Origin of the sequence: Paenibacillus sp. GCM10023250 (assembly GCF_042653205.1) — a bacterium.
Classification (GTDB): domain Bacteria; phylum Bacillota; class Bacilli; order Paenibacillales; family Paenibacillaceae; genus Paenibacillus_Z.
The window spans coordinates 281,711-299,426 of the sequence record NZ_JBHSHY010000001.1; the positions used below are offsets into that span (position 1 = coordinate 281,711).

A 17,716-nucleotide genomic window follows, 5' to 3' on the forward strand; every position below is an offset into this window, starting at 1 on the left:
AGAACTTTGGTTTTCAAAAAGCAACCGCGAGTTACATCGGCAAATCGTAGCCGGTGATCGACTTCGTCTCCAAGCAGTCTTTCAGCCCGTGCACGCCGTATTCGCGGCCGATGCCGGAATGCTTGTAGCCGCCGAACGGAGCTTTCATCTCGAAGCCGGCGCCGTTGATGAGCACCGAACCGGCTTGAATCCGGCTAGCCAGCTCGTTCGCTTTCTCCAGGTTGCTCGAGCTGATATACGCGCCAAGGCCATAGTCCGTGTTATTCGCCATTTCGATGGCTTCTTCTTCGGTTTTGAACGTCAAGATCGAAAGTACCGGTCCGAATATTTCTTCCTTGGCGATCGTCATGTCTTCCGTAACGTTGGCGAATACGGTCGGTTTTACGAAGTTACCTTGCTCCAGTCCCGCTGGGTGGCCTGTACCGCCGACCACGAGCTCCGCGCCTTCTTGTAGGCCGACGTTAATATAGTGCTGAACTTGATTGTATTGCTTCTCCGACACGATCGGACCGAGATTCGTATCGGCTTCGGTCGGCAAGCCGACTTTCATCGATTCGACCGTCGCGCGTGCCAACTGTTTTACTTCTTCCAAGCGATGCTCGGGGACGAACAATCTCGTGCCGGCAACGCAAGCTTGACCGTTGTTCGAGTAGCACGATTTGACGGCGGCCGGAATCGCTTTGGAGAAATCCGCGTCGTCGAGCACGATATAAGGCGATTTGCCGCCCAACTCCAAAGTCACGCGTTTCATCGAGTCTACCGTTGCTCTGCGGATTTCTTTGCCGACCCGAGTCGAGCCGGTGAAGTTGACCATCGCGACGTTCTTATTGCGAGTCAATTCCGCCCCGACCGTTGCGCCAAGACCGTTAACGACGTTAATGACGCCTGCAGGAATACCGGCCGCATCGAAGCATTCGGTCAACAGCTGGGTTTGCAAGCCGCTCATTTCGCTCGGTTTAATGACGACCGTGCAGCCCGCGGCGATAGCGGCGCCAAGCTTCGCCGTAATTTGCGAATAGCTCGCGTTCCATGGCGTGATGATCCCCATGACGCCAACAGGCTCGGAGACGACTTTGGCTTTGCCGATATAATGAACGAATTCGAATTCCTCGAGCGCTTCTTTGCTGATCATCAAGTTCATCGCGGCCAGTTGCACGCGAGGAACGGAGAGCATTCTGGGAGCGCCGTATTCGAGAATGTTGGCTTCCGCCAGTTCGTCGGTTCTCGCCAAGATGGCATCGTTCAGACGTTGCAGCATTTCCGCTCTTTCTTGCACGGTCGTTCTGGAGAAAGCGGGGAATGCAGCTTTGGCAGCCGCGATTGCAAGTTTAGCATCTTCCTCGTTGCCGAGCGCCAATGTCGCGAATACTTCCCTCGTCGAAGGATTCACCAATTCTTGGCGCTCCGTGCCGCGCGGGGTTACGAATTCGCCGTTAATATAAATTTTGTCAATGTGTCTCATTAGGAAGCACCGCCTGTTATTAGTTTTTTGTTGCGGATGGCGACGTTGCGCGCATCTTGTTGCTGGAAAAAAGCAGGAATCCGACGGCAACCGCGGCCAAACTGAAGGCTACGGCCGCGAACACGTCGCGGGTCGAATCCGGACGAAGCAGCTCTTCGACTCCTTTAACGAACAACGGGCTCAGGAACTGACAAGTATATACGCACGCGAGCAGCAAGGAAATGCCCGTCGTAACGATTATTTTCGGAACGACTTCCGACGTTTTGATGAAGGATAACGGGAAGAGCACCCCTTCGGCCAAACCGATCATGAACACCGCCAAGGCGACCGTCCATACCGCGTGGGCCGAAGAAATGAGCAGGAAACCTCCGCCCATCAAAATTAAAACGAGCGGAACGAGCATTTTTTTGAATGCTTTGGTTACTCTAGTTACGGAAAGTCCGCCGATAAAAACGCCGACTAACGCAAAGGCAATCAAGTAACCTGCCGACGATACGCTGCCGATTCCATTATTCGCGATGAACAGCGAAAGATTCGTCGGAATCAACGCGAACAACATCGTATGCAAGCCGCCCGCGATCGCGACCGCGATGAAAAACTTCGGCAGCTTCGCAGAAGATTTCGTCGATTGACTGGTTTGAAGAGGCGGAAATTTAGGAAGAAACGCGATTACCAAGATCAGCAGCACCACTGCGTAGAAATAGGTCATGAAGACGTCTCTCCACCCCAGCGATGCGATAAACCCGCCGATCGAAAGGAAAATGGCGCCGCCGATACCGTTAATCGACGTTTGAATGCCGTTCATGCGCGACCGCTCTTCGCCTTGAAAATTTTCCGCGATCAACGAATTGAAGGTCGGAGAGATTAAGCCGATGCTTAGACCCAAAATCGCCCTGCAAACCAAGATTAAATCGAACGAATGCATGAAAGCCGGGCCGACGCCTCCGATCAAATATAGGACCAGACCCGCGATCAGAATCGATTTACGATTGAATCTTCTGCCCAGAGTTCCGGATAAAAATAAAGTTGGCAATATGAATAAAGAAGATAGCGTAACGACCCATTGTATCAATAGAGCGTCCGTATTCGGAAACGCCACGGCCAGCGGTTTAACCGCCGGAGCGGCCATCATCGTTCCGAATGTGGTCGTTACGACCATCGACAATAATGCGATTCTTGCGCTTGCTTTCAATGAACGAAACCTTCTTTCGCTTAGAAATTAGAAATCGGTCGAACGCAGCTCGCCGATTTGGCGGACGAATCGCGACGCTGGACGTTAATCAGTACGATCAAGCTCAAGCGGCCATTAAAGCCGGGATCGAAGCGTTCGGTCGTCTGGACGTGCTCGTGAAGCTTCGGCGAGACTGCGGCCGAACCCGCGCGAGCTGCCCGTAATCAACCATACCTTTTGCATATTCATGATCTCCTTGGCGCTGATGTCCGGAATGTTTGTTCCATAGATAGTATAGCTCTTCATCTTCGCATAAGTCAACGAAATTCGGAATGTACATTCCAAGAAATCCGGTAAGAATTATACTTTCCGCGATTTGCTCATGCATTTCTACATTGTTATGAGGATCTTGATCGTTATTATACATGGCAAGCGTCAAATTAATCTTTTCAATCAAGTGCGTTATATGGAATTCATATTCCGCAATGTAATTGGATATCATGGTCATTCAAACAAGCAACGCTTTCCAGGACGACTCCAAAACTTGCTGCGTCTGGCTCTCGTTTAACGGATATTTCCGCACGTAATAGCCTTTCAGAATCGAAGACACGATGCCGTGAATGAATTGATGGCATTCCCCCATGAGCATTCGCGCTTCCTTATAGATGGCGTTGACGAATTCTTCTTTGTTCGAAAAATAATTATAAATCGTGCCGGCTCCGACTTTCTTGAATATTTTCGAGAAGGTCACCGACTGCAGCCCTTCCTCGTGAATCAAGTCGAGCGTGGCATCCATAATATCCTGTTCACTTGCCCAACCTCTCCTTAAAACGAATGCCCTTAATCGCTCCTGCCGGAACGACTAAGGGCAAAGGGGTTTGTTGAACGGCCGGGGTTTACGCCCTTTCGACCTTATCTTTTAATTAGATGTTGATCGCTTTATGCTCGACGAACGCGCCTAAGCCGACTACGCCGAATTCGCGGCCGATGCCGCTCGCTTTATAGCCCCCGAACGGACCTTCGTACGACACCGTCGCGCCGTTGACGACGAAGTTACCCGTGCGAATTTGGCGAGCGATTTCCAGACCGTGTTCCTTCGTGCCCGACCAGACGCCTCCGCCTAAGCCGTATGGCGAATCATTCGCGATGCGCACGGCATCGTCTTCGTCTTCGTAAGGAATAACGACGAGCACAGGGCCGAAGATTTCTTCTTGCGCAATGCGCATGCTGTTGTCGACGTCCGCGAAGATGGTCGGTTTGACGTAGAAGCCGCCTTCCAAGCCCGCGGGAACTTCCGTTCCGCCGGTAACGAGACGCGCACCTTCTTTAATTCCCAATTCGATATAGGATTGAACGCGTTTTTGTTGATCTTCCCGTACCATTGGGCCGATGAAGGTCGCAGGATCCGCGGGGTTGCCCACGACGAGGTTTTCGGTCATTGTTTTGATTAAGGCGACCGCTTCTTCGTAACGTTTTTTGGAGACGAGCACGCGGGTATGCGCGACGCAGCTTTCTCCGTTGTTAACGAAAGACGTATATTTCAAGCCTTGAACGGCGGATTCGAGATCCGCGTCGTCGAGAATGATCGTCGCTGATTTGCCTCCGAGCTCCAAGCTTACACGCTTGAGCTGCTCGCCCGCGATCGAAGCGATGCGGCGACCGGCTCCGGTCGAACCCGTAAACGCGATTTTGTCGACGCCTGGATGGGAGACGAGATATTCACTCGTTTCGCGGCCGGCCGGCACGATGCTTACGACGCCATCGGGAAATCCGGCTTCGGCGAAGATTTCGCCCAGCAAGAGCGCGTTAATGGACGTTTCCGGCGATGCTTTCAGGATGACCGTATTACCGGCAAGCAATGCAGGAATCATTTTGGCAAGAGCGGATTGGTGCGGCGCGTTCCAAGGAATGATCGCGGCAACGACGCCGACCGCTTCGCGGCGAATCATCGGACCTTTGCCGTCGTTCAGCGTTTCTTCCCAAGCGTACGATTTCGCGGCGCGAAGATAAGCGTTCGTTTGCTCGGACAGAGTGTGCTGCAGTCCGTTCGTGAACCAGCTAGGCGTACCGTTCTCGGAAGTGATCAGAGCTGCGATTTCGTCCGCACGTGCTGCATGCAATTCATTGAAGCGAGCGACGAGATCTTGGCGTTCGCCCGGCGTCATTTTCGGCCAAGGACCGTTATCGAACGCTTTTCTGGCCGCGGCAACAGCCAAATCGATATCGGCCGGCGAAGCTTGAGCCGCTTTGCCTACAACGGATTGGTCATGCGGGGAACGAATTTCGATGACTTCTTGGTTGATTGGCGCTTTCCATTGACCGCCGATAAAGAGTTTGTCGTATATTTTCATTTTCGTTTCTCCTTTAGGATCGGATAGTTTTTGACTCCATGGCTTGGCGACGGGGAGACGAGTCTTTCGGTAATTGGTTTTCGCTGTATGCCGTTCGCCTCCTCTGTATCGAATTAGTTTGGAATTTTTGTTCCACGAGACCTAGTATACCCGCTCGACTGCATGTGAGTCAAGCATTTTTGGAATGTATATTCCATTCAAATTAAAAAAGTGAACCTTGGGCTGTTCAACATAACACTCAAATTTGTGAATTATATCGGAACTTGAATTCCAATATGTAAGGGTTCGATCATTACGGTTTAGCTTTTGCATTCCCGATCGTTTTTTCGTTTATAAATGCAAGAAAGACCGATTCGCCATGGAATCGCTCTTTCTTGCAACGGCTGTCGTATGCCGTTTACAGAAACATGCCGCCCGATGCCTCGATTCTTTTGCGTTGACCCCGCCCATTCCGGCGAGCAAAGTTCGGCGACGACGCCTCCGATATCGTCGGCTTACCCTGCTCTGCCGAGCGCCATAACGGAGCGGATTTGTGCCTGAAGAGCCGGGATTATTCCGAAGTGTTCCTCCAGCGATATCCGTCATGATCGCTCCTGGCGCGACGGAATTGACGCGAATGCCGCGTCCGCCGGGTTCCTTCGCCCAATATTTCGTGAGAATTTCGATGGCGCTTTCATCGATGCGTAAGCAGACCCCTTTTCGCGAGGCTCAGCGATCGATGCAGGTAAAGAAGCAATTACGACCATCAGAATAATTTGGGTCCAAATGAACTTAAAAGCATTGTAACCAGTGTCATTTTTAAGGCATACTACACCTTAGTAGGTTCAAATGTTTTAACGACTTCATATGAACCGGGCTCGAATTTCGCTATCGTCATCGCTTCTTGTAAATACGGAAGAGGTTTTGGGTCATTTCGCATTGCTTGGTAATGCTCCATGGTACTCCATTGCGCGTACATCGTTACTTTCGTTCCGTCAGTTCCGCGATGAAGGCTACATGAAACGAATCCTGGCGCATATCGAACGGAGACATCCGTTGCTTGAGTAAGCAATTCGAGAAGACGGCCTTGATTTTGGGGCTCGACAGTAAATACGTTTATAAAAGTAATGACGTTATTGTTCGTGGAAATTACAGTCATCATTCGCACCTCCGTATTCCTGCTAAGTGTTTGATGCTTGGTTATTATTAATTACTGTTTCTGATTTCATACATGAGTTTTTATTGACAGCTTCTACAAATCAAAAAGATCAGGTCATTGTCGTATGACAAAAGAAACCTGATCCCAAATTATTAAAATTACGTATTGTTCTAAACTTGGATTGATTTCCAAGAAGCCTCGATAATCTGTTGGATCTGGAAATCGCTTAAGTCATATTTGTTAATATAGTAACCCTTAAGTATAGAAGAAATGATCCCGTGAATGAGTTGGTGACACAAATGAGAATCCATTTCTTTAATCATACCCAGCCTTTGGCCTTCGATAATCAAATCCTGCACGGCTTTACTGGAACGATGTTCATCGTCCATGTTACGCAGCTCCGGAGAAATATACGGCGAAAACGAATAACTGTCGATAAACAAAAACTTTTTCGGAAAATGCATGCCGAACCGCAACCGATTAAGCTGCAGACATTTAAATCGCTCGTACAGGCTTGCATTCGTGTCGTAACCTTGTAGTAAATATTCCCCCATATGTGTGCGCGACTCGCGATATACTTCATTTACTAATTCTTCTTTGTTCGTAAAATAATTATAGATCGTACCGGACCCAACATTCGCCCGCCTAAACAATTTAGCAAATGTGACCGACTGCAGCCCCTCTTCATGAATCAAGTCGAGTGTGGCCATCATTATGTCTTGTTTTTTGCTCATATTCCCCACCTCCCCCTTATTGTAAACGCAATTTCTCGATTTCGTACAGTGTCGACTCGCGGTTGCGGATCATTTAACGTATAAGCGCTCCATTACCACGTAGTCTTTACCGCCTTTACTAAAAGTGTGGTCTGTTTCAAGCAGTCCGAATTTTTTGTAAAACGCCCCCTTTTCCTTTCTCGCATTGCAGTATATCCGCTTAATGCCGAGACGATTGGCTTCTTCGAATACATAGCTTAGAAGCGTACTTCCATAACCTTTATTTTGATGAGGGGTCAATGTAGCAAATTTTCGAAACTGCGCTTGGTCTCCGCGAATAAAGACGGACACCACCGAGACAAGCTCCTCCGCTACAAAAAGGCCATAATGAATACCTTGGTCGTCCTCATCCAGTTTAATGTAATCGAAATCCTTATTCGGCCACATGACCGTATGCCTCAGCCGCCAAGCTTGTTCCTTCTCAATCCTTCTAATGGTCAATTACACCCAAACCTTTCATTAATCGAGTACGCTCTTCTCCTTAAGGTCCGATCGGTATGACTTGCAAGCCTATAATCACATGGTAGCATTTTTTCGAGGCGCATAAGTGAATGATATGGAAAATAGGGTGGGATCAGGGGAATGGGATTGGATGTATTCGCACAAACAGACCGCCGCAATCATGGGCAGTCTGTTTGTGCGCGGTATGCGAGAAGCGGGATATCACTCACGGCGTTCAGGTTACGTGTGCATCCTCTTACTTTGTTTGTGTAACAAATTCGTTAACCGCTTGCGCAAATTGCTGAGTATGCTCTACATGCTCCATATGACCGCCCCGCTCGAATAGGACGAGATGAGATCCAGGTATTTTTTCCGCTATTTCTTCAGACCATCTTGGGCCGCAGTTGACGTCATATTCACCGGCTAGAATGAGCGTTGGCGTGGTGATCGTGTGCAGACGATCTCGTACATCCCATTCATAGGGCTGACGGTTGGGATCTCCGAAGAAATCGAGATCTACCTTCCATTTGTCTACCTTCTCCTTAACACTCCAATAGTTACCGAAGTATGCGGGCAATAAACGGTGAAGAACAGCCATGGCCGATTCTTTGTCCCTTACGTTTTTTGAATCCATCATGGCTTGCTTCGCATCTTGAGCTTCCGCGTTATCTGGCCAACGCTTGGCAAAGTTCTCGATTTGTTTGAATTGTTCCATATATAGATCCATGCCCATTGTAGGGGCACTGGAATAGAGGATCAGACCGCGAAGTTCGTTCGGATAGTCCAGAGCGTACTGAAGGCCCACACCGCCGCCATGAGCATGACCCAGGAAGTAATACGTTTGAGCTCCGATATGCTCGGCTACTTGGTGCGCGAAATGCGCATACCTCGGCAAACTGTAGTCACCGTCCGGCAGCCTATCCGACTTACCTGTTCCTACAGGTTCTAGATAGACCATTGTCATGGTATGCTCCAGCTCTGGCAGCTGAAGATACTTCCAGTGAAACCCGGGTCCGCCCGGATGAACCAAACAAATGGGGCCATGGCCAGCTACGTGATAAACTTGACGCACCCCGTCGATGAAAATTTCATGTTCTCCAGCAGTGAGCGGGTTAACCTCAGATGGATTCATTATTAAATACCTGCTTTCTTGATTCATTTGGTTGTCAGTCACTTGCCATCAATGGTCTAACGACTTCAAAAATTCCTCTAATGCTATACGCCATGGACGGAGGTCTTCCAATCCATTCGCATGGATGGCCGTATGCGCCAATGCCGAGTACCTCGGACGAGGCGCAGGCCGCGGAAAGTCATGCGTGGAACATGGTTTCATCTCCACGTTGAACCCAGTCTCCTCCATGATCGCAAGAGCAAAATCATACCAGGAGCAGATTCCCGTGTTTGTTGCGTGATAGATGCCATATTGTTCCGAATGGATAAGCTGCAATAAAAAGCAAGCAAGATCCTTGGTATAGGTAGGAGATCCGAATTGATCATTAACTACCTCCAGCCTTTCTCGTTCCTGAGCCAATTTCAGTATGGTTTTAACGAAATTTTTCCCGTTGTGCCCATATACCCAAGAGGTCCTGACGATAAAATAGCGAGCGGAAGACATTTGGACGGCCAGCTCCCCGGCGCGCTTTGACTTTCCGTAGACAGTTTGTGGATCCGTTGCGGCATATTCCCCATACGGCTTCGATGCCTTGCCATCGAAGACATAATCCGTACTGATATAACATAGCGTTGCCCCAATGCTTGCGGAAGCTCTTGCTACATTCCGGGTGCCCGTTTCATTCGTCCTGAAAGCCAGCTCCTGTTCCGATTCGGCCAGATCGACATCCGTGAAAGCGGCGCAATGGATGACGACATCCGGTTTGTAAGCTTCAAACACCTCTACACACTGAGTCTCATCCGAAATATCAAGCTGCTTTCTGCCAAGTCCCAGCACTTCATGACTAGCCGAAAAAAGGTTGACAACTTCATGGCCTAACTGACCCTGCGCACCTGTCACTACTATCTTCATGGCGCTCCCCTAACCTTGATAGCTTGGCTCTGAAGCGTTACCAGTCAAGATTGTCTTCCACCAGTCTTGATGATCCAAATACCATTGAATGGTCTGTAAAATATCGGTCTCAAAACGATGCTTCGGCTGCCATCCCAGTTCATGGATTATCTTGGTCGCATCAATCCCATAACGGCGATCATGTCCTAAACGATCCGGAACATGCCGGATTAACGATTCAGGCTTTCCAAGCTCCTTTAGAATGGTCTGCACAATCTGAAGATTCGTCTTCTCGTTACGCCCGCCGATATTATACACTTCCCCGTTCTTGCCCTGATGCAGCACAAGATCAATCGCATGGCAATGATCCTCTACGTACAACCAGTCACGGATATGCATGCCGTCTCCGTAAATAGGAAGCGGACGATCATGTAATGCATGCACAAGCATGAGAGGGATTAATTTCTCGGGATATTGGAAGGGCCCGTAGTTGTTCGAACATCGCGTAATGTTCACTGGCAAACCAAAGGTCTCGTGATAGGCACGCACGAGCAGATCGGATGCGGCTTTACTTGCCGCATAAGGGCTATTCGGATGAAGCGGTGACTGCTCGGTAAATAGCCCCGTTTCGCCAAGCGTTCCATATACCTCATCCGTAGAGACATGAACAAACTTCTTAACTCCGACTTTTACAGCGGCATCCAGTAAGACTTGTGTCCCGAGTACATTGGTCTTTGTAAAAATGGCGGGCTCCGCGATACTGCGGTCCACATGAGATTCCGCCGCAAAATGAACAACGATGTCAATGCCCTGTCCAAACAGCCCATTCATTTGTTCTCGATCCGTGATATCGCCTTTTATAAAAGAGTGCTTGCCGCTTCTGGGAACCGTTGACAAATTCATTAGATTACCGGCGTATGTTAAGGTATCCAAATTAATCAGCTCATAATCCGGATAGCGATCCAGCATATAATGAATGAAGTTGCTGCCGATAAATCCAGCTCCTCCTGTGACGAGTATTTTCATGACCTTATTGCTCCTAGAAATTTAGTTCCGCATGAATAAGCAGCGGATGCTCCTGATCTTTATCCGATAAAATAGGAGACGCCGTTGGCCAATCAATACCTAATGCAGGGTCATTCCAAAGTATCCCGCGATCCAGTTCCGGAGCGTACATGGCATCAACCTTATATAGCACCTGCGTATTCGGAACGATGGTACAAAAGCCATGCGCAAAGCCTCGCGGGATTAGCAGCTGCCGTTTATTAGCCTCGCTCAGAATAACCCCAACCCATTGTCCGAAAGTAGCAGAATGCGTGCGGATATCAACCGCGACATCATAAATGGCTCCTGTAGTTACGCGAACAAGTTTTGTTTGAGCATGGGGGTTTAATTGATAATGCAAACCCCTTATAATACCGCTCTGAACGGATAAGGAATGATTGTCCTGCACGAATGAAATGTCGATGCCGTACTCGGCAAATGCTGCCTGACTGTAACTCTCCATGAAAAAACCTCGGGAATCACCATGAACTTGCGGCTCTATCACATATAATCCTGCTAACCTTGTAGGAAAGAATTTCATTCGCACCAACACCTTGCTGTCTTAATCCCAAGCGTTGTCTTCAAGAGATAAATCCTTGGCCAGTTCATTCGCGTGTACGAACGATTCATGCGTCCCCGCGTCTGTCCACCAACCACTCAGGATCTCGAATGTGAGTTCGTTTCTTTCGATATACGCATTATTGACATCCGTGATTTCCAATTCGCCGCGATCGGATGGCTTCAGTGTCTTCACGATATCAAACACGGTGTTGTCGAACATATAGATACCCGTGACTGCATAATTGCTTTTCGGATATAGAGGCTTCTCCTCAATCGACACGATCTTATCTTCCAATAGCTCCGGAACACCAAACCTCTGCGGGGATTGTACTTCACGGATCACTATTTTCGCACCCTTGTCCTGCTCTTTGAAACGATTCACAAATGGAACGATACTCTCTTCAAACACATTATCCCCGAGAATAACGGCCATTTTGTCGCTGCCTACGAAGTGTTCGGCTAAATCTAAAGCCTGAGCGATCCCTCCGGCTTCATCTTGAACTTTATAAGTGAACGCAACGTTCATCTCTTGGCCGCTCCCGAGCAGATTAACAACATCTCCTATATCTTCTTTCCCGGTAACGACAAGAATTTCGGTGATGCCGGCTTGTTTTAATTTAAATACCGGATAGTATATCATGGGATATTTACCAACGGGCAATAAGTGTTTATTCGTCACTTTGGTTAGTGGGAGCAATCTGGACCCCTTCCCGCCTGCGAGAATAATTCCCTTCATTTCATTATCCCCCTACTCCCCCATCAATATTAGGATGACAAGGATACTATTATTTCGCGTCTAACTCGGCTACGACATTCGCGATGGCGGCGTACGGATCAAGGGCGGCATACTCCGCGCTCAATCTTTGCGCATTCGCTAAAAATTCCGGCTTATGAAGGACGTTCAGGACAGCCTCTCGAATCGCCGCTGGCGTCGGTGTTTGGGTTTTGAGATTAATTGCGGCACCGGTATGGGCCGTACGGGCGTTACCTTCGATCTTATCTTCGGAAATGCCAGCCAAAACCATCGGCACTCCGAAACTTAACGCCTGCTGCGTCCCGCCAAATCCACCGTTTGTGACGAGAACATTCGTATGCGGCAGGAGATCGACGAAAGGAATAAATTCCGCGACGCGCGCATTGGCTGGTACTTTTTTGACTTCCTCCTTGCTGCCTGTCGCCGCAACGACTAGAACCGGCAGGTCAGCCAGCGCTTCTAGCGTTGGCTCTATCAGGTGACTGAAGTCGCCGTTTGCGACTGTTCCCTGTGTGACGACGACAACTTGCTTCGCTTCTAGCACTTCCGGCCACCATACCGGCAATTTAGCGTCTACGGAAGGCGGGGTAGGAAGCGCACCGATGAAGCGGACGCTTGCTGGCAGGTCCGATCGCTTGTAACTCAGTTCCTCTACAGACAACTGAAGAAAGCTGTCCGCCTGTACGCAGCTATCGAGAAGGTAGGGTATTTCTCCGACCGCCCCCAGATCCCTCAATACCTTTTCATAGAGCTTCTGCGCATCACCGAATATCGTATTTCTCATTAAGCTATTTAACTCCATATTTCGCGCACGACCCTCTTCCGTGCTATCCGGTTCGAGTCCCATGCCAAATGGCGCAGCGTCATTGCTAGAAATCGCAAGCGGTATAACGCCTACGACAATATGTCCCTTCGCGCGTACGCCAGGGGCACCGTGCAATGCCGGCGAGATTGCGAAGCCGAATGACTCTGCCATCACAATCGCTTGGTCGTCGCCATATTTCTCCAGTTCCTGTTGCAGCGCTGCATATTGGTTTGGAATCGCGCTAACGAAATAACGCTGCAGGTCATAGTTAACCTGAGCAGGCCCTTCGAAGGCGAGCCGCTCGGGGTCTAATAGATCTTCGGGCTTCCAATCCGCCGCACCCGTAAATGAGACAAAAGCGGCGCCTGTCTTTTCGACAGCTTCCTTGAATATAGACCCTGTTAAAATCGTCACCTCATGACCGCGCCGAATAAGATCTTTTGCAATGGACAACATAGGAGCGACATGTCCATATACAGGCGTAATAGGCATAATAACTTTTGACATAAAATAACCTCTTTCTTTTCTAAGTTCTAGTTTATAAAGGACTCATCTTCATTCGTGGATATGAAGCGGCGGGCCGTCTGCTCGGCTTCCGGCGCATCATGCTTGCGTTGCTTTGCTTTGCTTTGGTTGCTCGTCGTTATTCCCGGTCTCCTCTTTGTTGTCGATTTACTAGCTAAGTTATGAGATCGATCGTTCTCATATTACAGATCGCCTGACCCTTTGTCAACTTATCTACTAAATCATAGAATCGTCCACACCAGTCCAGAAGCGAGTAAATCCCAAGGACAATGGTCCGTGGATTCGTCGTTAACTGATGAATGTTCTTTCGAATATCCCCCAAAATAATCCCCTCCAAGTAAACTGTGGTGCGCACTGTTTACTTAAAGGGGAAAGCTCATACTAGGGGTTCAGCAACCCTGTAGCTTCAAAATAACAAAAGCCCTTCATCCTGTTAAAGGACGAAGGGCTTGCTTCATTCATTAAGCTCGAAACCCAAATCGGATTATCCCTTTAATCCCGTCGTCGCGATCCCCTCTACGAAATGCTTCTGCGCCAGGAAGAAGACCACGATTTGCGGGATGATCGATACAAGCGACATCGCCAGCACTTGCCCCCACGAAACGGCGGATTGCGTATCGATAAACATTTTCACGGCGAGCGGTACCGTATACTTGTCCACCGAGTTCAAATAGATCAGCGGTCCGAGATAATCTTCCCAGTGCCAGAGAAAGGAAAATATCATCACCGTGATGAGCGCCGGCTTGGTCAGGGGCATCACGATCCGCCAATAGATCCCGAACCAGGTGCAGCCGTCGATCTTAGCCGATTCGTCAAGTTCCATGGGAATGCCCCGTATGAATTGCACCAACAGGAAGATGAAGAAAGCGCCGCCCATCATACTCGGCACGATAAACGGATAATAAGTGTTGATCCAGTTGAACTTGTGGAACATGACGTATTGCGGGATCATGGTAACTTGACCCGGCAGCATGATCGTGACGAGCAGCAGAGAGAACAGCCATTTCTTCAGCGGGAAAGGAATCCGGCCAAACCCGAATGCCACGAGGCTGCTCGATACGACGGTCAAGACGGTCGTGGTGATATTAAGCTTGAAACTATTGAGATAGAAATAAGTAAACGTATATTTGGGCAGCGCCACCCACCCATCGCGAAAATTGCTCCACATCCATTTTGCCGGAAAGATCGAGGGGGAAGCCAGCTCCGTATTCGATTTCAGCGATGCCCCGATCCACCATAAGACGGGATAAAACATGACCGCGCTAAACAAGAGCAGCGCAAGGTGAATGGGCCATTTCTTATTTACCGGCATGCTTAACCCCTCCCCCCTGCTTCATTCTCGTAATACACCCAGTACTTGGATACCGAAAAATTAATCGCCGTTGCCACGGCCACAATGACGAGCAGAATCCAGGCCAACGCGGACGCGTATCCCATATGCAGGGCGGCAAACCCTTTCTGGTATAAATACAGCGCATACATTTCGGTCGAATTGAGGGGCCCGCCTTTCGTGACGACGAAGGCTGAAGTAAAGCTTTGAAACGCCCCAATCACGCCCATAATGAGATTGAAAAATATCACCGGAGACAGCATGGGCAGCGTGACGGCAATGAATTGCCGTAATTTGCCGGCGCCGTCTACCGACGCTGCCTCGTACAGATCTTTGGGCACCTGCTTTAATCCTGCCAGGAAGATGATCATGGCGGAGCCGAACTGCCAAACGCTAAGGGTGATCAAGGTTCCCAGTGCCGTTCCGGGCGATCCGATCCAGTTCTTGGCCTCTATGCCGAAGAGAGAGACCAGGTCATTCATAAACCCGTTGATGCCGAAGATATTTCTCCATAACACGGCAACCGCGACGCTGCCGCCGATTAAGGAAGGAAGGTAGATAATCGTTCGGTAAAAGGAGATCCCGCGAATGTCCCGATTCAGCAGCATCGCGACCATCAAAGCGAACATCAGCCGCAACGGCACCGATAGTAGTACGAATACAAAGGTGACGCGCAAAGAATTGTAGAAATAGCGATCTTTCGCTATTTCCATGAAATTTTGAAACCCAATCCATTTGGGCGGGGACAATAAGGAAAAGTCAGTTAACGAATAGTAGAACGACATGAGCATCGGCCATAAGTTTAGAATTAGAAACCCGATCAGCCATGGGGAAATGAATAGAAAGCCGGCCAACGCATTGGAACGAAGTTTCAGGTTCATCGCGTCCCCCGTTATTTCTCGTATTTTTTTGCGGCTTTGGCCAGTTCGTCGTACGCTTGTTCCGGCGTGATCTTTCCGAACATGAGCTGCTGTTTAATATCGCCTTCTTCTTTGCCGAAGTCTGCCCATCCTGGCGCGCCCGGATTGAAGGCTTGCGAACTCTCGGCTGTCTTGTCGATCATCTCCACTGTCAGTTGATCGCCTTGGTTGAATTTCGGCTTCATTTCGGCCACGATTTTGTTGGAGATGGGAATGCCCCTGGTCGTCCCGTCTAATGCCGTGGCTTCGGGATCGTTAATGAACCAGTCGATAAATCTCTTGGCTTCCTCTTTATATTTCGAATTCTGATTAACGGAGAAATAGAAGGTTGCCTTCAGCCATCCTCCGGGCTGCTCCGCTTTTGGAATCGCCGCCACCCCGATGCTGTTTGGCTTCAGACTCTCGAACGCCGAGACTTGCGCCGCATGCAGGCCCTTGAAGATCAGCTGTCCCTTGATCAGCATGTCCTGGGTCGGGTCCAGATCGATGTCGGCCAGCTGTACGTCCGGGGGCGGCACGATGCCTTTCTTCCGGAGGTCGGCGAATTTATTCGCGTATTCCAGCCAAGTCGCTTTATCATAGTTGAATTTCCCGTCTTCCGTAATCGGCCAGCCCTTGCCCTTGCTCAGTTGATAATTCGCATACAGGGTACTGTCCGCCGTGCCGTCTTTAAACGGATATTGGTCTTTGCCGAGCAAGGGTTTGATCTCTTCCCCCATGCTGAAGTATTCTTCCCACGTCCACCCGTCTTTCGGCGGAGCAACGCCAATCTTCTCGAGCGCCGATTTATCGTATATCATGCCCCATGCATTGCCACCGAGCGGAACCGCTGTCAATGTTCCGTTATATTCGCCGGTTTCCAATAGTTTGGGATCGATATCAGCCGTATTGATGCCCTCGGATAAATCCGATAGTTGGCTGCGTGCATTCCAATCGGCGAGCCAAGCAGCGTCCATTTGAATGATATCGGGGGCGTTATTGGATGCGGCTTGGGTCGATAATTTATCGATGTAGCCGTCGAATCCGGAGTACTCGGGTTCGAACGTGACATTCGGATGCTGTTTTGTGTACAAATCCAACATTTTCAGCGTTGCATCATGTCTGGCTTGGGACCCCCACCACATAATGCGTAGCTTGACGGGCTCGTTCCCGTTTGAAGCAACAGGGTCTGCCGTATTGGTATTCGTCTTCGCCTCGTCCTTCACGCCCAGGGAGCCGCAGGCGGTAGAAAACGAGGTTATGAGTAACAACGTCATTCCGAGCCGCAGCAATTTCTTCTTCATGATCCTCACCTCTTCATGGGATTGGTAAAGCGCTTTCTTAACTAAAATGTTACCAACCGCCTATTCGAGCGTCCATATAAGAAATGTCCGAGTATTGTTTAAAAAGTTCAGAAGTTTAGCGTTTATGGATGTCCGTCGGACTGATCCCGCTGAAATATTTTTTGAACGCGGTGCTAAAATACGATACGTTTTTATACCCTACCTTCTGGGCAATTTCGTAGATCGGAAGCTTTCCTGCTAGAATCAGATGCTTCGCCTGTTCCATTCGCACGCGCGTCAAGTAACCGTGAAACGTTTCGCCGGTTGTTTTCTTGAAAATATCGCAGAGGTAGTTTCGCGAGACGAATACTTTTTCGGCCAGCTCCGTCAGCGTGACCTCTTCAAAGTAGTGCTGTTGGACGTATTGGATGATAAAGTCCACGGTTTCTTTATGTTTGTTATTGAAGCTTCGGCTTTTGCAAATCGAAGAGATCTTCTCGGCGATCCAGCAGCGGAAATCGTCAGACTTCATGATCGCGTTTATTTCTTCGTGAATGAGCGCCGGCGGAAACATCTCATCGAGCTGTAGGCCCGCTTCATTCAACGCATACGTGACCATCATCCAGCACTCTATGCCGAAACGCCGAAGCGTGGTCGGGGTCAAGACCCCCTGTTCTTCAATCTGGCGCAGGAAGTCGCCGATAATTTGCAGCGCCTGTTTCTCCTGTGAGGTTAAGATCGCCTCGCTCAAATGCCGGTGCCATTTCACCAGGCCAATGGAAGGACTCGGACGGCGCGTAAGCTGCAGGTCATGGATGGCTCGTGTGAGAACGGTATGCAGCGTTTGCAGCGAGATCGGCTTGGATAGATAATCCTCCACATTTAAACGGAGCGCCTGACGAGCATACTCGAAGTCGTTATAGCCGCTGTGAATAATAATCTTCCCTTCATACCCTTCGCTCCGGAGGGAATGAATCATCTCGATGCCGTCCATGTCCGGCATGTATAGATCGGTTACGATAATGTCGGGCCGGCTCGAGCGGACAATGTCCAACCCATCCCGGCCATCCATGCCTTCTCCCGCTAACTCGGCACCTAGCTCATCCCACGGGATCATAGATTTCAACCCTCTGAGGACCGATCTGTCGTCATCGACAATCGCGATTTTCCACATGGC

Annotated in this window: 18 protein-coding genes; all 18 read right to left on the minus strand. The window is 49.5% G+C overall.

The genetic code is table 11. From position 1 onward, the window contains the following. Nucleotides 1-31: 31 nt before the first annotated feature. The 18 genes from ACFPB1_RS01275 to ACFPB1_RS01360 all read right to left on the minus strand — a co-directional run bounded on the left by ACFPB1_RS01275 (nucleotide 32) and on the right by ACFPB1_RS01360 (nucleotide 17,713). Complete coding sequence (locus ACFPB1_RS01275) at nucleotides 32-1,462, minus strand: aldehyde dehydrogenase family protein (protein ID WP_379221028.1); 1,431 nt, start codon at nucleotides 1,460-1,462, stop codon at nucleotides 32-34. A 19-nt stretch (nucleotides 1,463-1,481) separates the two neighbouring features. Beyond that, nucleotides 1,482-2,654 carry an MFS transporter gene (locus ACFPB1_RS01280; protein WP_379221030.1) on the minus strand — a complete coding sequence of 391 codons (1,173 nt, stop codon included), beginning with the start codon at nucleotides 2,652-2,654 and terminating at the stop codon, nucleotides 1,482-1,484. 487 nt (nucleotides 2,655-3,141) lie between these two features. Beyond that, nucleotides 3,142-3,429, minus strand: a complete 288-nt coding sequence (locus ACFPB1_RS01285; protein WP_379221032.1) for a TetR/AcrR family transcriptional regulator — start codon at nucleotides 3,427-3,429, stop codon at nucleotides 3,142-3,144. A gap of 127 nt (nucleotides 3,430-3,556) precedes the next feature. Beyond that, entirely contained in the window at nucleotides 3,557-4,984 is a 1,428-nt protein-coding gene (locus ACFPB1_RS01290; RefSeq protein WP_379221034.1) for an aldehyde dehydrogenase, read from the minus strand. 330 nt (nucleotides 4,985-5,314) lie between these two features. Further along, a complete protein-coding gene (locus tag ACFPB1_RS01295) occupies nucleotides 5,315-5,665 on the minus strand; it encodes an SDR family oxidoreductase (RefSeq protein ID WP_379221668.1) in 351 nt (116 codons plus the stop codon). A 127-nt stretch (nucleotides 5,666-5,792) separates the two neighbouring features. Next, a complete protein-coding gene (locus tag ACFPB1_RS01300; RefSeq protein ID WP_379221036.1) occupies nucleotides 5,793-6,125 on the minus strand; it encodes an antibiotic biosynthesis monooxygenase family protein in 333 nt (110 codons plus the stop codon). 167 nt (nucleotides 6,126-6,292) lie between these two features. Continuing rightward, a complete protein-coding gene (locus ACFPB1_RS01305) occupies nucleotides 6,293-6,856 on the minus strand; it encodes a TetR/AcrR family transcriptional regulator (RefSeq protein WP_379221038.1) in 564 nt (187 codons plus the stop codon). A gap of 69 nt (nucleotides 6,857-6,925) precedes the next feature. After that, nucleotides 6,926-7,336 carry a GNAT family N-acetyltransferase gene (locus ACFPB1_RS01310; RefSeq protein WP_379221041.1) on the minus strand — a complete coding sequence of 137 codons (411 nt, stop codon included), beginning with the start codon at nucleotides 7,334-7,336 and terminating at the stop codon, nucleotides 6,926-6,928. Nucleotides 7,337-7,592: 256 nt separating this feature from the next. After that, complete coding sequence (locus ACFPB1_RS01315) at nucleotides 7,593-8,468, minus strand: alpha/beta fold hydrolase (RefSeq protein ID WP_379221043.1); 876 nt, start codon at nucleotides 8,466-8,468, stop codon at nucleotides 7,593-7,595. 48 nt (nucleotides 8,469-8,516) lie between these two features. Further along, complete coding sequence (gene rfbD, locus ACFPB1_RS01320) at nucleotides 8,517-9,359, minus strand: dTDP-4-dehydrorhamnose reductase (protein WP_379221046.1); 843 nt, start codon at nucleotides 9,357-9,359, stop codon at nucleotides 8,517-8,519. A 9-nt stretch (nucleotides 9,360-9,368) separates the two neighbouring features. Continuing rightward, nucleotides 9,369-10,364 carry a dTDP-glucose 4,6-dehydratase gene (gene rfbB, locus ACFPB1_RS01325; protein WP_379221048.1) on the minus strand — a complete coding sequence of 332 codons (996 nt, stop codon included), beginning with the start codon at nucleotides 10,362-10,364 and terminating at the stop codon, nucleotides 9,369-9,371. 13 nt (nucleotides 10,365-10,377) lie between these two features. Then, a complete protein-coding gene (gene rfbC, locus ACFPB1_RS01330) occupies nucleotides 10,378-10,923 on the minus strand; it encodes a dTDP-4-dehydrorhamnose 3,5-epimerase (protein ID WP_379221050.1) in 546 nt (181 codons plus the stop codon). 21 nt (nucleotides 10,924-10,944) lie between these two features. Then, on the minus strand, nucleotides 10,945-11,679 hold the full coding sequence (locus ACFPB1_RS01335; protein WP_379221052.1) for a sugar phosphate nucleotidyltransferase: 735 nt from the start codon (nucleotides 11,677-11,679) through the stop codon (nucleotides 10,945-10,947). Between the two features lie 49 nt (nucleotides 11,680-11,728). Beyond that, nucleotides 11,729-13,009: a glycosyltransferase gene (locus ACFPB1_RS01340; RefSeq protein ID WP_379221054.1), complete on the minus strand. Its 1,281-nt coding sequence runs from the start codon at nucleotides 13,007-13,009 to the stop codon at nucleotides 11,729-11,731. Nucleotides 13,010-13,511: 502 nt separating this feature from the next. Next, complete coding sequence (locus ACFPB1_RS01345; RefSeq protein ID WP_379221057.1) at nucleotides 13,512-14,339, minus strand: carbohydrate ABC transporter permease; 828 nt, start codon at nucleotides 14,337-14,339, stop codon at nucleotides 13,512-13,514. A gap of 2 nt (nucleotides 14,340-14,341) precedes the next feature. Beyond that, the gene (locus ACFPB1_RS01350; protein WP_379221060.1) at nucleotides 14,342-15,238 is read right to left on the minus strand and encodes a carbohydrate ABC transporter permease; all 897 of its coding nucleotides are present in this window, start codon (nucleotides 15,236-15,238) and stop codon (nucleotides 14,342-14,344) included. Nucleotides 15,239-15,249: 11 nt separating this feature from the next. After that, nucleotides 15,250-16,560 (minus strand): ABC transporter substrate-binding protein, encoded by a 1,311-nt coding sequence (locus ACFPB1_RS01355; protein WP_379221062.1) that lies wholly within the window; start codon nucleotides 16,558-16,560, stop codon nucleotides 15,250-15,252. A gap of 115 nt (nucleotides 16,561-16,675) precedes the next feature. Further along, on the minus strand, nucleotides 16,676-17,713 hold the full coding sequence (locus ACFPB1_RS01360) for a response regulator transcription factor (RefSeq protein ID WP_379221064.1): 1,038 nt from the start codon (nucleotides 17,711-17,713) through the stop codon (nucleotides 16,676-16,678). Nucleotides 17,714-17,716 lie beyond the last annotated feature (3 nt).